Genomic DNA, 15,767 nt, shown 5'->3' on the forward strand with positions numbered 1-15,767 from the left:
TTAATAAAACATAAACTTACCAATTAACTATGCAAATAACCACAACTCAATTACCAATTAACATGACCAATTTGATGGCAATCTATTTAAAATTATAAAAGCTATGTTTTTTCAGTGCGATACAAACAATTATTCCTATAGAACGTTTATTTATATATGTTTTAAAATAAAATTAGGTTAAAACTGAGTTACTTGAGATAATTAGTACTGACATAATTATTTAGGTTCATTATGAAACTATTAGTTCGTAACTTGTCTCGTGCTACCACTGAGCATGAGCTTCGTACTTTATTTGCAGAGCACGGTAAAGTGACTACCTGTAACTTAGTACTTGATAAAGAAACTGGCCAATCTAAAGGCTTTGCCTTTTTAGAAATGCCAAACGACATAGAAAGTAAAAGCGCCATTAAAGCACTTAACCAATCTACTGTTGATAAAAGTAAGATCCGCGTAAAGCTTGCAGACGCATAAAGCTAACTGCAACTTATACTAAAAAACCAGCTAATGCTGGTTTTTTGCTTTTAGTGCCAAGTATTGTATTTAAGCTTTATATTTAGCTAAAAAAACTAAGCGGTTATTAAGCCGCTTTTTTTATACTTATAGTGCCCAATATTATAAAAGAAGCAGACAACACAAAAAATGTCTCCTGCTCAGCTAATATTGCAGCAGCAAAAAATGCAATGCCACTAGCTATAAATAAATACCCACTTTTTTTACATTGGCTCATTATGTGCTCCTTTAGGTTGTTCGTTATTTATACACCTTATAAAATCAATCTGCAATTGAATGAAAAGTTCTCTATAAAAATTCGACATCGCTGCGGTGCTTCCTTTATATTGAAAGCCTAATTAAATAACAATATGAAGACTATGGCATCTACTCTTTTAAAAAGCGCTAGCCTAAGCCTGCTAGTTGCACTATTTGGCTGCTCGGAGCCTGCAAGCGAACACACCCCATTAGAAAATACAGCCGGTGTAAGCCTTAGCAATATTAAACAGCATATTAAAACGCTAGCCTCTGATGACTTTCAAGGCCGAGGCCCGCTTACTCATGGTGAAGTGAAAACTGTAGGCTACTTAAGCGAGCAATATAAAGCGCTGGGTTTAACCGGCGCTTATAAAGGCAAATACTTACAGCCTGTAAAAATGGCAATGGTGACTGCTAATCAGGATATGCAGTTAAAGGTAGGTGATTTGAGCTTTGAATCAGGTAAAGACTTTACCGCACGTACCGAGCAACTTCAGCCATTAATTGATCTAAGAAGCTCTGACGTTGTATTTGCGGGCTACGGTATTAATGCGCCAGAATATAACTGGAATGACTATAAAAATATTGATGTAACTGGTAAAACAGTGGTTGTGCTAGTTAACGACCCAGGCTTTGCTACTCAAAATGATGCCCTTTTTACTGGTAATGCAATGACCTACTACGGTCGCTGGACTTATAAATATGAAGAAGCCGCCCGCCAAGGTGCAAAGGCTGTATTTATTGTTCATGAAACCGCACCTGCAGCATACCCTTGGGGCGTAGTTGAAAGTTCAAACACCGCCACCAAATACACGTTAATGGATAACAATTTAAACGCGTCTAAATTACCGGTTATGGGCTGGCTAACACTTGATGCAACTGAGAAAATGTTTAACGCCGCAAAGCTAAACTATCAAGATTTAAAACAAGCAGCATTAAATGATGACTTTATAGCGACGCCACTTAACTTAAAAGCAAACCTTGCCTTTAAAAACGAAGTATCTCATGCAAAATCGCATAACGTAGTTGCACAAATTACAGGTAGCGAATCACCTGACGAATACGTTGTTATTAGCGCGCATTGGGACCACTTTGGTACTAAACAAACTGATACTGGCCCTAAGATTTATAACGGCGCAGTAGATAACGCTTCAGGCACTGCAGCCACGCTTGAAATAGCACGCATCATGAGCAAAATGAACAAGCAAAAACCATTTAGACGCTCAATTATTTTTGCTAACTTTACAGCAGAAGAAACGGGGTTAATTGGTTCTGAAGAATTTGCATCGGGTGCGGTAGTACCTACAAAACAAATGGTCGGTCTTTTAAATATTGATGGCATGAACGTGCTTGATGGCACTGACTACATTTTACAATACGGTAAAGATTTATCGACAATGGAAAACTATTTAGCAAAGGCTGCAAAATCACAAGGCCGTGTTGTTAAAATGGATCCTCGCCCGCAAAATGGCTTGTTTTTTAGATCAGATCATTTCTCGCTTTCTAAGCAAGGCGTGCCTAGTTTATTATTTATGAGCCTGGGCGATACCGATCCTGAGTACATTGCGCATAAGTATCATAAAGAAGCAGACGACTACTCAGCTGATTGGTCGTTAGGTGGTGTTAAGCAAGATATAGATCTTATTGTTGATATAGCCACACAGCTTGCAAACAATGGCGATTGGCCAAAGTGGACGAGCGAGTCTGACTTTAAAGCCAAACGCGCGCAAGATAAGCAATAAATAACTATTAATAGTTATGTAATATAAAAATCCTCCTACTTGGAGGATTTTTGCTTTAAACGAGCCCGCATTAATAGCGTTTCGGCCTTTGCTCCTAAATAAACATAAATAGCCAGTGCAATTAAAAGCCCCACTACTGCAAGCATCATCGCTATTGCAGGCATTAAATATTCCGATTGCCCCAGCGCCGCTTTAAACATAGTTAACAGCGCCTCAATTGATATAGCAATTAACACGGTAGATATAAACCGTGTAATAGTGCGCCGCGTAGATGAGTGCCTAAAAATATCCTTATGCATAAGGATTTCTTCTTCGAGTATTGTTTTACCTAAATCGAATACTGCTAATGCTAGGGTGATGTAAATAATGATACTAAAGGGTTCAAGTGGGTCTGATGAGGTATCTACATGGGTTAATAGCGCGTATATATCACTAAAAACGATATTCAGTAAAAATAATACTAAGCAAAATAAGCACGCAACAATAATACCGTAACCCGCTTTAAAGTAAGGCGACATATTAGCGCGAGCAGTATCACCCATTACAAACTCAATAAGCTGCGTTAAGCTCACATCAACGACCAAGTAATGTTGATTATTAATTGGTTTTTTTAGTTCTTTAATCGCCGATATACATAAATGGTTAGTCGCTATAGAAATGTAGGGATCAGTAAAGCACACTCTATCACTTGTTTTAGCGTTCAAAAAATAGGGTCGCTCGCTTAAGTCTTGTTGATTACCACTTTCACCCAGTTGTTTGCTATATGCCCGTTTAAAGCAGACATTATTACCCTGTTGCAAACCTTCTGCATTTAAACAATATTGTAATTCTAGAAATGGGTACTGCTTAATTAGGTAGCGAGTATCACGCTCTTTAGTTAACCCATCCTCAATACTCATCAAGATAGATTCAAGTAAACTGTGTATTACATGCTCATATTCGTGGTAGCGCTCAACACTACTGATATAACTCATCCGTGCCATTTTAAACACTCATTAACCTAAGTTATCAATAGATTTGCAAGTTTAAAACCAACAATAAAATAACTTAATAATCATCAGCTTAATCATATTCAAACTTGAGTTTTGCACTACTTTGGTGAATAAATAATAAAATATTAAATTAAATGCACAAAAAAGCAGCTAAGTATTAATTACTTAGCTGCTTTGTGAGTATGATTAATAAGGTTTAAACCCGACTCAAATCTAGAGCCTGTTACTGAACCTTCGAAAACTCTTCTTTAGATAATTCGCCATTTCCGTCTGCATCTAATTGATCAAAAAGCTGTACTAGCTGCGAGTTGACTTGAGCTTCTGTTTTACTAATTACACCGTCGCCATCAGCATCAAAAGAATCAAAATCTACCGCAGCAAACGCTGCTGAAGAAGAAGCTAGGGCTACAAGTGCTAGAGTTTTGTGTAATGTGTTCATAATCGTTTCCTTAGGCTTTGAGCCTGATTGGAGGTAAGAAGTCCTTTTCAAAGATCCTTTAGGAGTAAAGTGTCTGTAAATTAATATTCAAAAAAATCATTTTCTGTCGGCCCACCGCTACTTTGAACATTCAGCTCATCAAATTGCTCTTTCACTTGCACCGACTCTACAGCCTGACTATCTGAGGCGTTGTCGGTTGTGTCTAGAGTTTCAAAGTTTGTGTTTGCAAATACGACTGATGAAGAAACAATCGCCATAAGTACAAGTGTTGATTGTAGCTTTTTCATAATATAATCCTTCAATAGTATGCGATGTCCTGATATAAATTTGCTCTATAGTGCTCTCTAGTCACATCCTTGTTATTCTTTTTAATAGGCTCCCTTGCCTATTTAGGTTGTCTTTGGCAACTCAGAATTTAGATTACATCACAGAGCATTAACTACTTAAGGCTCTGAAATTAGGCCTCAGAGAACTCATCTTCTGATAACTCACCATCTTGGTTTGTATCGAGTTCTTCAAATTTGCTTAAAAGCTCAGCATCTACTGATGCTTCGGCTTGGCTAATTGCGCCATTACCGTCTACGTCTAACGTATCAAAATCTGTTGCTGCAAAAGCCGCTGATGAAGAAGCTAGCGCCATTAGTACTAGTGTTGATTGAAATGTTTTCATAATAGTATTCCTTCATTGGGTTGTTGCGATTAGGCCTTTGGCTTTCATCACGTTTTGCTTAATACACTCTAGGTATTACAACTTCGGTGCCACTTTTTATTTTTTATCTAAAAACAATGAGTTAAACGATATAAAGCAAAAGATGCTTAATTTTGGGTGGTGTTATTGTTGCTATTTAGCAACAGCCATTCAACTAAAAACAATAAAACAATATAAATCAATTGGTTAAGTTTAATTAAAAAGACACACTTTTGCTAAAAAGCCAATAAGGGGGCATTTGGGTTAGCCCTCAAAATAAACTGAATATGAACATGGAAATTACATAGGATTTATTTGCGGCAATTAAAAAATTAATTCATTTATAATTAGTCAGTTACATTAATTTTGAGATTTATTATAAAAATTTTGAAGGGATACTTTGAAATTAACTGTTTTGTTGCCAAATGGCGAATTTACCTAGAAAGGTTTCAATGTTAAAGCTAAGTTGTAGCATTCAACTCATAATTTGATGCGTTGTAAAATATAGGTTCGCTTGAGTTAAGCAAACCTACATCGTGTATCAGCTATTTGCAAAAGTGCCGCTATTAGAGATAGGTAAAATTACATAGATTTAAACTACTTCCACCCTTGTAGCCACTTTTGGTTATCTTTTAAATCTCGCCAACTAATTGGATATTGATTTTTTGACATAACAGCCTCAGTAATACATTCAATTACATTACCGTCTTCATCAAATTCCACCTCAACAATAATGAAGTGTTTTTCTTTATTTATAGAAGGTGTTGCGGTCCATTTACTATTCAATAATTTTTTAGGGTTTAATTTATTCATTTAATATAGCGACTCTTACTAGTAACTTTTATAAGGCAACTATACGACCCCAACACCCACTTAGTTCAGGTTACTGAGCAACTAGCTTGCCCTTATACATTTGCATTTGGCAATGAAAGTCATACTCACCGGCTTCAAGCGCAGGTAGTTTAACTGTATTGCCATCACCCATTGCTAGAGTTTTACTTATATCAAGCTGGGGAAATACCACTGTTTCGGCGCATGGCGCGCTGTCTTTTCTATCAAAGGTAAGTAGAATCTCTTTGTTGGCTGCCACTTTAATATGTCCTGGCTTATAAACACCGTTATCAACAACTATCGTCACTTTGTTGTCTTCACTTTGTGTTTGCTCTGGTTTGTATAGCCAAAACCAATAAATAATTGCGGCTATTAACAGTGCACCACCTATATTAATCATCAACATAATGTACTCCTTAGCTTAAATTACGATTTATTTGGTTTAAAAAAACGTAAGCGATTAGCGTTACTTACCACTGTAAGCGATGAAAGTGCCATAGCTGCACCTGCAACAACAGGGTTAAGTAGTATTCCAAAAAATGGATACAACACGCCGGCTGCAATCGGAATACCCGCCACGTTATAAATAAAGGCACCAAATAGGTTTTGTTTAATATTTGAAATAGTTGCATTACTCACTGCAATTGCATCAGCAAGTCCATGTAACGAACCACGCATTAAGGTAATATCTGCACTTTCTATTGCAACATCGGTACCTGTGCCAATTGCAAACCCTACATCGGCTTGCGCAAGTGCGGGAGCATCGTTAATACCGTCACCTGTCATACCCACTATTTCACCGTTTGATTGGCGCTTTGTTACTTCGTTTACTTTGTCATCGGGCATTACTTCTGCAATAAAGTCATCAATACCAACTTGCTTAGCAACGGCTTGTGCAGTGGCTTTGTTGTCACCTGTTAGCATAACTAAGTGGATACCTTTATCTTGCAGGCGTTTAATAGCTTCAACTGAATCCTCTTTGATAGGATCTGCTACTGCAATAATAGCTTGGAGCTTATTATTACTTGCAAAATACATGGGCGTTTTAGCATCACTGGCAAGTGTTTGAGCTTGCTCGGTTGCATCATCAACGGCTACATCGTATTTATCCATTAGCGCTTTATTACCAAACAACAATGTTTGCCCGTCAACACTGCCGGCTACACCTTTACCTGTAATTGCATCAAAATCGGCTACTTTACTTAAAGTTAAGCCCTGCTTTTTAGCGTATGCAGTAATTGCTTCAGCCAGTGGATGCTCTGAGCTACTTTCAAGGCTTGCAACACGTTGCATTACTGTATTTTCATCACTGTTGTTAAAGGTAACTACATCGGTAACTTGCGGTGTGCCTTGAGTAATAGTGCCTGTTTTATCTAAAATCATGGTGGTGATTTTAGATGTCGTTTGCAGCGACTCACCATTTCGAATTAATATTCCTGACTCAGCGGCTTTACCAATACCCACCATAACCGACATAGGGGTTGCGAGTCCTAACGCACAAGGACAAGCAATAATAAGTACCGTAGTTACTGCAACAACGGCATAAGCAATTGATGGCTCAGGTCCAAAGTTTAACCATGCAAGCCCTGCAAGTACCGCAATAATCATAACTGTTGGTACAAATATTCCTGATATAACATCAGCTAAGCGCCCTATTGATGGCTTAGAGTTTTGTGCACGCTTTACCATATTGATAATATTGGCAAGTGTGGTTTCGCTACCAATGTGAGTGGCTTTAAATAATAAAGTACCACTTTTGTTAATACTTCCGGCAACAACTTTATCGCCCGTTTTTTTGCGGACGGCCATTGGCTCACCAGTAAGCATTGACTCATCAACTGTACTACTGCCTTCAATAACATCGCCATCCACAGGGATTTTTTCACCCGGGCGTACGCGTACTTCATCATTTTTTACAACATCACTAATGTCGATGTCTTGCTCTTCGCCACCACGAATTACGCGTGCAGTTTTTGGTTGCAGGCCAATTAAGCGTTTAATTGCTTGTGAGGTGCGCCCACGTGCTTTTACTTCAAAAGCGAGCCCTAAACTAATTAAACCGATGATCATCGATGATGCTTCAAAATATACGTGTCTTGCGACTTGTGGTAATAAGTTTGGCGCTATTACGACAAACATTGAGTAAAACCACGCAGTACCTGTACCAAGTGCTATTAAAGTATCCATATTGGCAGCATGGTTTTTGAATGCCTGCCATGCACCGTTGTAAAATTGTTTACCTGATATAGCCATAACCACTAGCGTGACTATACCCACTAAAAACCATGCTATTCGTTGTGTATCGGTGGTCACACTCATGTCAAAAATAAGCCCGTATATCATTAACGGCGCACCGACTCCTAACGCTAATATCATATTACGCATTAGCTTTTTGTAATGTGCCTCGTCCGACTTTGCTTTTTCATCAAGTGCATCTTGATCAGACTCGTTACTCATCGGTTTGGCTGAATAACCAATGTTTTCAACTGCTTTAATAAGCGTACTTTCGTCAGCTTTACCTTCTACGCGTACAGTACGCTCAGCAAAGTTCATTTCCACGTTTTGCGCACCTTGCACGCTATTAAGGGCTTTTTCAATTTTGGCTACACAACTGCCGCAATTAGCGCCTTCAATAATAAAGTTTTGCGCGGTGTCTTTTGTATTAGTCGTCATTACGCTGCTCCTTATTTACGGAATCGTTTATTGGATCAACAAAAGATTCTATTAAACTACACACGTCACTGGCATTTGCACCATCAGCTGATGTATCCCATTGCTCAAGGGCTGCATGCATTCTGTTTCGTAGCTTTAATGTTTCTTGAAATAGTGCTTCGGTTTCTTCTAGGCGTTTAGTAATGAGTTTGCGTGTTAAAGGACAAGGACAATTTCCCTGCTCTGACTCGCCTATAATGTGTTGAATATCTTTGAGTGAAAAACCAAGTTGACGAGAGCTAATAATAAACTTTAAACGCTGCTGGTCTTGCTTTGTATATTCTTGATAGCCATTTTCTTCACTGCGTATTGGATTAAGTAACCCAACACGCGTGTAATGACGAACAGTATCGGCAGTCACGCCCATCAACTTGGCGAGTTGTTTAACATACATAATTTGGCTCCGTCGTGTTTCAGTGGCTTCATAATAAACCTAGGTGCAACACATAGGTCAATGACTATTTTAAAGCTAATAAAATAATACCAATTCGCTTAATTAAGTGACCTGTTTGAGAGAATAAAAACGTGTTGATAACAAGGCAAAGATTTTATTATTTAGTTGTTATCACTAATTACCTCTGCTTCCATGCACTCGTATATCAAAATGATTAAGTATTATTGATCATTGGCATAATGACACAAACAGAATTAACTTAAGCTGATACCGGCGCGTATCATCAGGAGGGGTGAATTCAGGAGAGAAGCGCCTAAGTAAGACGCGTATTAATCTAAGGGCCTGTTGAACATTAGTGGTTTAACTTACAGCAGACTGTTTGGTTTTTAGCCAAGGTAGGCCTATTTATGTGGTTATTCCCCATAAGTAGGCGATAACGCAGCATAAATACCAAACATGCGCTGCCCTTTGGGTTATTTCTAGGGACGATTAACTCTTTGTTGCCTACATGGATATAGATAAGGGCCGTGAGCAGGACGCGGAAGCTTTGCTCAGTTTTTGCTTATTCTTACATGAATGTAAGCCTGTAGGGTAACGCAGGAGCAGTTACCGAGCTCACTAGGTTACAAACCTCGCGCCGCAATTTAATCTTCCTTGGATTGAATAAATTCAATCCACAAAGATCTACATGCCCTAGTTTGATTCGCTACGGCTTTGCTCTAATTCGTCGCTTAGCTGCTGCGCTAAAGTTTGTATTTTAGGCATGGCATCTTTCATTAAGCTTTGAGACATTTGCATAGACTCTTGCATTACAACAGGCATTTTTTCAAGTATTTTTTGCCCGGTATCTGTCTTATAAAATGCTAACATATCAGCAATCTCTTGCTCACTAAAATGTTTGTCGTACACGCTAATCATCATCGGCTGCATTTTGGCCCAGCTCATTTCGGTTTTTAATACCGTCGTCATGTCACCATAGTATTTATCAAAAATTGCCTGTTCAGAAGGCTTAACACCCATTTTATCAGACATACCTTTCATCATACCTTCAACCTGGCCGTACATAGAATCAACCATTGAATCTAAGTTCATTACACTAATAAGTTCATCTATTTTTTGCTGTTTTGTATTTTGCTCAGCATATAAACTGCTAGAAAAAATCAGTAATGATAAAAGTAGTACCTTACCCATAATAATATCCTTTAATATAAATAATCGTTTTATAGTCACATGATTAATTAGTATTGTAAAGGGGACAGGTAATCATTAAAAAGCCGAATAAATCGCGTTTATTCGGCCTTTTATTAGTGCGCATTTGCGTTAATCGTCCTCTACATTATCGAGACCTTTAGTGCCTTCTTTAGCTTTTAGCTTATGATGAATAGCTGATTTTATTAGCATGTAACCACTAATCGGCGCCGTAATTAGTAAAAATATAGTAATGAGTATTTCTCTAACACTGAGTCCATGGCCTGAATTTACAAAATAAACCATAGCTGCGATTAACATACTTGCCATACCTAACGTTGTTGCCTTCGTTGGTCCATGCAAACGCATAAAAAAGTCAGGCAGTTTAATTAAGCCTATCGAGCCAATTAAAATAAACGTACCACCAAATAACAATAGTATTGATACAACCCATTCGCTGATCATGTTTTCACCTTATTCAATTATATCGCCGCGTAGTAAATACTTACACACTGCAACTGTACTTATAAAACCAAGCATGGCAATAAGCAGTGCTGCTTCAAAGTAAAGCCCTGTGTCCATACTTATACTGTATAAAATAATCAGTGCAATAACATTTATGTACATTGTATCGAGCGCTAAAACACGGTCAGGCACTGACGGACCAATAATCAATCGCCATAAATTAAGCAATAACGATAAGCCAATCATCGAAAAAACAATGAGTAATACGGTGTCTAACATTGAAATATCTCCTTCAGTGGAGCTTCGTAGCGTTGTTTTATTTGTTTGATAAGTGCTTCTTCATCTTTAAGGTCGAGCACATGTATTAGTAAGTAACGTTGTGTTGGCTCTTCACCTTCAGGTAACGATTCTGCAATTGGATAAACCTCTGCGCTCACTGTACCGGGTGTAAGCGATACACTACTGGCCAATATAGTAATTGGCATATCATGAGTTAAATCAATCGGTACTTTTATAAAGGCCGGGCGTAAGTTTTTAGATGGCCCAAGTATAAGCAAAGCCACCTGTAGATTTGCAACAATAATATCGTAAAGCACTATAAGTAACTGCTTTAATGCTAGTCCAGGCCTTAAAATAAGCGGTTGAGGTTCGCGAAGTGAAAAGCTTAATAGGGGTATAAATATAGCAAAAATAGTCGCTAGTACTAAGTGTCCTACCGACACGCTATTATTTAACAACAACCATACCATAAACAAAAACAGGCTACGAAATGGTGTTGGTAACCAACGAAAACGGGCTTGTAATCTCATCACATGCCTCCTTTAAGTACAGCATTAATACCGCCGCTTATATCATGTAACTGAGTAGCAGCACCTAGCATGTAGTCACTTATTGGCCCGCCAAAAATAACGAGCAATGGCGAACAAGCAAGTAAACCTATAATTACAGTTACCTGCAACGGGTGTGCATTTGAACTATCTGTGTTTTCGCTTTTTTTACTTTTATGCTCCCAAAATAAGGTCGTGCCAGCACGCGAAAGCGCTACTAATAACGCAAAGCTTGTTACTAAATATACAGGCCAAAATAGTAAAGCTTGCTCACTATTTAATGTGGCTTTAAGTATCCAAATTTTACCTACAAAGCCTGATAGTGGCGGCATACCAACTACTGTTAAAGCCGCAACAATAAAGCACACACCTAATAAAAATGGTTGTTTAACGCAGCGACCTGCTACTAGCCTGTCGCCAACTTTACCGCGCTGGATTGAAACTAAATCTGCTAATAAAAATAGTGCGGCACTAACAAGTGTTGAATGAACTAAATAATATAAAAGTGCAGCAGTGGCATTTACATTTTGTAATGCGATTAGCGCAACCAACGTTCCCACTGATACCAATACTAAGTTAGAAGTGAGTTTACGTAAGTCTTGCGCTGCCATAACACCAATAGCACCCACTATAATCGTGGCAATTGCTAAGCCCCAAAGCCAAGGCTGCGCCATATGTTCAAGCGCCCCTGCTTGTTCGCCAAATATCACAGTGTAAACACGAAGCATAGCGTAAACGCCTACCTTGGTCATAATCGCAAATAATGCAGCAACCACAGGTTTAGCGCTTGAATATGTATTTGGAAGCCATAAATGCAGAGGTAATAATGCGCCCTTTAATGCAAATACAATGAGTAGTAATAAACCACCAGCCTTTGCTAGGTATACATCATCGCCCGTAAGCTCGGATACTTTTTGCGCCATATCTGCAATATTAAGCGTACCAAGTACACCGTACAAAATACCCAAACCGATTAAAAACACGCTTGAGCCAACTAAATTCAATATTACATATTGCAGTGCAGCACGAGTGTTTTGTTTATCACCTGCATGCATTAACAATGCATAGGATGCAATCAGTAACACTTCAAAAAATACAAATAGGTTAAATAAATCGCCCGTTAAAAACGCGCCATTTACACCCAATATTAAAAAGTGGACAAGTGGATGATAAAAGCTGCCCTTTTCATCATCGCCAGCACTACCATATAAAATAGCGCCCAAACCTAAAAGTGAAGTTAACGTAACTAATAAGGTAGATAACATATCAGCGACTAAGACTATTCCAAATGGTGCAGACCAATTACCAATAGCGTAAACATTAATACCCGTATTATTAATATGTACCAGTAAAAGCACACTAATGGCAAAAGTAGCTATTGCCATTACAATTGAAACTAAGCGGCGAATTTTGACGCTTTTACCACATGGCGGCAGCAATAAAATAACTGCCGTCAGCATAGGTAATAAAATAGGTAGCGAAGCTAAATGTTGGATCATTTTTGCTCCTTATTATCTGCAGAGGCATTAGGCACATAACCATCAACATGGTCACTACCTAAATCGGCGCGCCCACGTATTGCCAAAATAACCACAAATGCAGTCATCGCAAAGCCGATTACAATAGCGGTAAGCACTAAAGCTTGAGGTAGAGGATCTGCATAATCTGATCCTGTGCCAAGCACTACTGCTTTATTAATAGTGAGACGACCTGCTGAAAACAAAAATAAGTTAACAGCGTATGAAATCATAGTAAGCCCAAGTACTACAGGGAATGTACGAGCTCTCAGCAGTAAAAACACACCGCAACTGACCAATACTCCAACGCAAGATGCGTACAATAATTCCATTAAATATTTACCTCTTTTTTCTGGGTATCTGCTGTCATATTACCTAAGCTTGCTAAAATCATTAACGTAGCGCCTACAACTGTTAAGTAAACACCTAGGTCAAATGCAATCGCGCTGGCAAGCTCTGTTTTACCGACAAACGGAATATCAAAGTAGTCAAACCAAGTTGTTAAAAACGGCTTATCAAAGAACCAACTACCCACACCTGTAAACAAAGAAATACCAATGCCTGAAGCTATAATTTTGCGATAATTAACATCAAAACGTTCGTTAATCCATGCCGTACCATGCGCCATGTATTGCAAAATAAACGCGATTGATGTTACTAACCCAGCAATAAAACCACCACCAGGTAAGTTATGCCCACGTAAGAAAATATACGCAGAAACCAATAAGGCAAGCGGCAATAAACTTTGTGAAATACTCGCCAGTAATATTGGGTGACGCTCTTTAGCCCATGGGCGCCCTTCACTGTCACTTGCAGGCATAAATAATGGGATTCGAGAAAGTACTTTAAATATACCTAATGCGGCAATACCTAATACGGTAATTTCGCCAAGCGTATCAAAGCCCCTAAAGTCGACCAAAATAACGTTAACTACGTTAGTACCACCGCCACCAATCTTAGCGTTAGCAATAAAGAAGTCTGAAATTGAATCTAATGGACGTGTAAGTAATGCATAACAAATACTCGCTATAACTACACCTAGCGTAGAGGCTATGCCTAAGTCTCGAAGTACGCGTAACGAACTTGATTCTTTTGGCGTATGCTGCGGTAAAAAAAACAATGCCAGCATAAGTAAAATAATAGTAACAACCTCAACGGTTAGTTGTGTAAGTGCTAAATCAGGTGCAGAAAAACGTGTAAATACAACCGACACCATTAACCCTACAATTGAGAGCATTAACAACGATACCATTCGAGAGCGATGCCAAATAACGGTAGCAAGTGCACCAATAATCAACAAGCCAGCTCCAATTGCATTGTGCACATCAACCGGCGTAAGTGGCATGCTACCGGCAAGCTGTTGCATTTCAAATAATGGCCAACCCGCACACAGTAGTACTACTGCTAACATAATTACAAGATAGCGCTGTAGGGAACCATTTTCTGTACTATTTACCTTTGATTGACACCAAGCAACGATACTTAAAATTACTCGTTCAAAAGTTTTTTTAGCATTGAGAGGTGGTAGTGATGCTTGAAATTGAAATAGATATTTACGATTAATGTAAATAAATAAGCCGCCAGCAATCGCCATTGCACTCATAAGTAGAGGTAAGTTAAACCCATGCCAGATAGCTAATTCATACACTGGCATTTCTTTTCCAAGTACAGCTAAAGATGCCGCAGATAAAATACCGTCAATTGTAAAGTGCGGGAACATGCCCACCAATAAACAAATCACAACGAGTATTTCTATTGGTACACGCATATAACGTGGTGGTTCATGCGGCGTTCGAGGTAAATCAATCGGGTCGCCATTAAAAAATACGTCGTGAATAAAGCGGGCTGAGTACGCTACAGCGAAAGCACCTGCAACAGTTGCCAATACTGGAATTAACCACGACATAGAACCAAGCACTTGTTGATGCAGTGTTTCTGCAAAGAACATTTCTTTCGATAAGAAACCATTAAGTAGCGGAACGCCAGCCATTGCCGCTGCCGCGACCATTGCAAGTGTAGCTGTGTAAGGTAAGTATCGCCACATGCCATTTAATTTACGCATATCACGCGTGCCCGTTTCATGATCAATAATACCAACTGCCATAAATAACGATGCCTTAAAGGTTGCATGGTTAATTATATGGAAAATAGCAGCAACGGTCGCAAGCTCAGTATCAAGTCCTAATAGCAGCGTTATTAAACCTAAGTGGCTTATTGTTGAATAGGCTAACAATCCTTTTAAATCGTGTTTGAATAATGCTATGTATGCACCAAACAATAGCGTTGCTAAACCCGTTAACCCTACAAGTAAAAACCAAGTATCCGTGCCAGCTAAAGCAGGATGAAAACGCGCTAACAAAAATATACCGGCTTTTACCATAGTTGCAGAATGTAAATACGCACTTACTGGAGTAGGTGCTGCCATTGCATGAGGAAGCCAAAAATGAAACGGAAATTGTGCCGATTTAGTAAACGCACCTAATAGTACCAATACCAATGCTACTTCGTATAAATCGTGAGATTGAATGATTGCTTTGCTTGCTAAAATAACATCTAGGTCGTAACTACCAACAATGTCTCCTAATAACATTAAGCCAGCAAGTAGTGCTAAGCCACCCGCCCCTGTTACTGCAAGCGCCATACGTGCGCCCTTACGCGCTTCTGACTTATGCCACCAAAAACTAATTAATAAAAATGAACTTATACTCGTTAATTCCCAAAACAGCCACAATTGGATAACATTATTAGACATAACAATGCCAAGCATTGCGGTCATAAATAGCATTAAGTAACTATATAACTTAGCCATTGAATCGTTAGCACTGAGGTAGTAACGCGTGTAGAGGATAACGAGCAGGCCTATGCCTAAAATCATAAACATAAACAATAAACTAAGACCGTCTAACCGCAGAGATAAGTCGAGTCCTATTGACGGGATCCAAGCTAAAGAATAACGAATTGTTTCGCCCGCTAAAACTGCAGGTGCATGGTATAGAGTAATCCCCAAAGCAGTCAAAGGCGCAAGAGCCGTTAAACTAGTGCTTAAATTACGGGATAACTTACCTGTGCATGCAGAAATAACACTGCCAATTAAGGATAACAAGGGTATCCAGAGCAAAGTCATAATGTAGGGCCTTTTATAATCATAAGTTTATCAGGGCATCTCTTTTTTAATACTAAGTGATGCTTTTACTGCCTGTTTTTAAACGACATTAATGACTATAG

Annotated in this window: 18 protein-coding genes; 2 read left to right on the plus strand and 16 right to left on the minus strand. The window is 38.7% G+C overall.

The features are described 5' to 3' along the window. Window positions 1–231: 231 nt before the first annotated feature. Window positions 232–471: an RNA-binding protein gene (locus tag WNY98_RS05240; RefSeq protein ID WP_007585551.1), complete on the plus strand. Its 240-nt coding sequence runs from the start codon at window positions 232–234 to the stop codon at window positions 469–471. Window positions 472–577: 106 nt separating this feature from the next. On the opposite strand, the gene WNY98_RS05245 is transcribed toward WNY98_RS05240, so the two are convergent. Next, window positions 578–727, minus strand: a complete 150-nt coding sequence (locus WNY98_RS05245) for a hypothetical protein (RefSeq protein WP_007585545.1) — start codon at window positions 725–727, stop codon at window positions 578–580. 142 nt (window positions 728–869) lie between these two features. On the opposite strand from WNY98_RS05245, the gene WNY98_RS05250 reads away from it, so the two are divergent. Further along, on the plus strand, window positions 870–2,489 hold the full coding sequence (locus tag WNY98_RS05250) for a M28 family metallopeptidase (RefSeq protein WP_342877317.1): 1,620 nt from the start codon (window positions 870–872) through the stop codon (window positions 2,487–2,489). Between the two features lie 35 nt (window positions 2,490–2,524). Here the strand turns inward: WNY98_RS05250 and WNY98_RS05255 are convergent, their stop codons facing one another. From WNY98_RS05255 to WNY98_RS05325, 15 genes are all read right to left on the minus strand, one after another. Beyond that, window positions 2,525–3,472, minus strand: a complete 948-nt coding sequence (locus tag WNY98_RS05255) for a PDC sensor domain-containing protein (RefSeq protein ID WP_170072214.1) — start codon at window positions 3,470–3,472, stop codon at window positions 2,525–2,527. Between the two features lie 232 nt (window positions 3,473–3,704). Then, window positions 3,705–3,920, minus strand: coding sequence for a calmodulin (locus WNY98_RS05260; RefSeq protein WP_342877318.1), 216 nt, complete (start codon window positions 3,918–3,920; stop codon window positions 3,705–3,707). 80 nt (window positions 3,921–4,000) lie between these two features. Further along, on the minus strand, window positions 4,001–4,207 hold the full coding sequence (locus tag WNY98_RS05265) for a hypothetical protein (RefSeq protein WP_024598214.1): 207 nt from the start codon (window positions 4,205–4,207) through the stop codon (window positions 4,001–4,003). A gap of 170 nt (window positions 4,208–4,377) precedes the next feature. Next, a complete protein-coding gene (locus WNY98_RS05270; protein ID WP_024605574.1) occupies window positions 4,378–4,590 on the minus strand; it encodes a calmodulin in 213 nt (70 codons plus the stop codon). Window positions 4,591–5,205: 615 nt separating this feature from the next. Next, window positions 5,206–5,421, minus strand: a complete 216-nt coding sequence (locus WNY98_RS05275) for a TIGR02450 family Trp-rich protein (RefSeq protein WP_007585532.1) — start codon at window positions 5,419–5,421, stop codon at window positions 5,206–5,208. A gap of 70 nt (window positions 5,422–5,491) precedes the next feature. Further along, entirely contained in the window at window positions 5,492–5,845 is a 354-nt protein-coding gene (locus WNY98_RS05280; protein ID WP_342877319.1) for a cupredoxin domain-containing protein, read from the minus strand. Window positions 5,846–5,865: 20 nt separating this feature from the next. Continuing rightward, on the minus strand, window positions 5,866–8,112 hold the full coding sequence (locus WNY98_RS05285; RefSeq protein WP_342877320.1) for a heavy metal translocating P-type ATPase: 2,247 nt from the start codon (window positions 8,110–8,112) through the stop codon (window positions 5,866–5,868). After that, entirely contained in the window at window positions 8,102–8,545 is a 444-nt protein-coding gene (locus WNY98_RS05290) for a MerR family transcriptional regulator (protein WP_076924803.1), read from the minus strand. The genes WNY98_RS05285 and WNY98_RS05290 overlap by 11 nt, the downstream gene beginning before the upstream one ends. A gap of 693 nt (window positions 8,546–9,238) precedes the next feature. Further along, window positions 9,239–9,736, minus strand: coding sequence for a DUF2059 domain-containing protein (locus tag WNY98_RS05295; protein ID WP_342877321.1), 498 nt, complete (start codon window positions 9,734–9,736; stop codon window positions 9,239–9,241). 129 nt (window positions 9,737–9,865) lie between these two features. Further along, entirely contained in the window at window positions 9,866–10,198 is a 333-nt protein-coding gene (locus WNY98_RS05300) for a Na+/H+ antiporter subunit G (protein ID WP_024598209.1), read from the minus strand. Between the two features lie 9 nt (window positions 10,199–10,207). Then, window positions 10,208–10,477, minus strand: coding sequence for a K+/H+ antiporter subunit F (locus tag WNY98_RS05305; protein WP_007378493.1), 270 nt, complete (start codon window positions 10,475–10,477; stop codon window positions 10,208–10,210). Continuing rightward, window positions 10,471–11,007, minus strand: a complete 537-nt coding sequence (locus WNY98_RS05310; protein ID WP_024598208.1) for a Na+/H+ antiporter subunit E — start codon at window positions 11,005–11,007, stop codon at window positions 10,471–10,473. Before WNY98_RS05310 ends, WNY98_RS05305 begins: the two co-directional genes overlap by 7 nt. Beyond that, on the minus strand, window positions 11,007–12,524 hold the full coding sequence (locus WNY98_RS05315) for a monovalent cation/H+ antiporter subunit D (protein ID WP_342877322.1): 1,518 nt from the start codon (window positions 12,522–12,524) through the stop codon (window positions 11,007–11,009). The genes WNY98_RS05310 and WNY98_RS05315 overlap by 1 nt, the downstream gene beginning before the upstream one ends. Then, on the minus strand, window positions 12,521–12,874 hold the full coding sequence (locus tag WNY98_RS05320; RefSeq protein ID WP_076924801.1) for a Na+/H+ antiporter subunit C: 354 nt from the start codon (window positions 12,872–12,874) through the stop codon (window positions 12,521–12,523). The genes WNY98_RS05315 and WNY98_RS05320 overlap by 4 nt, the downstream gene beginning before the upstream one ends. Beyond that, window positions 12,874–15,666, minus strand: coding sequence for a monovalent cation/H+ antiporter subunit A (locus tag WNY98_RS05325; RefSeq protein WP_024598205.1), 2,793 nt, complete (start codon window positions 15,664–15,666; stop codon window positions 12,874–12,876). The genes WNY98_RS05320 and WNY98_RS05325 overlap by 1 nt, the downstream gene beginning before the upstream one ends. Between the last annotated feature and the right edge of the window lie 101 nt (window positions 15,667–15,767).

The organism is Pseudoalteromonas sp. AS71, assembly GCF_038900275.1.
Classification (GTDB): domain Bacteria; phylum Pseudomonadota; class Gammaproteobacteria; order Enterobacterales; family Alteromonadaceae; genus Pseudoalteromonas.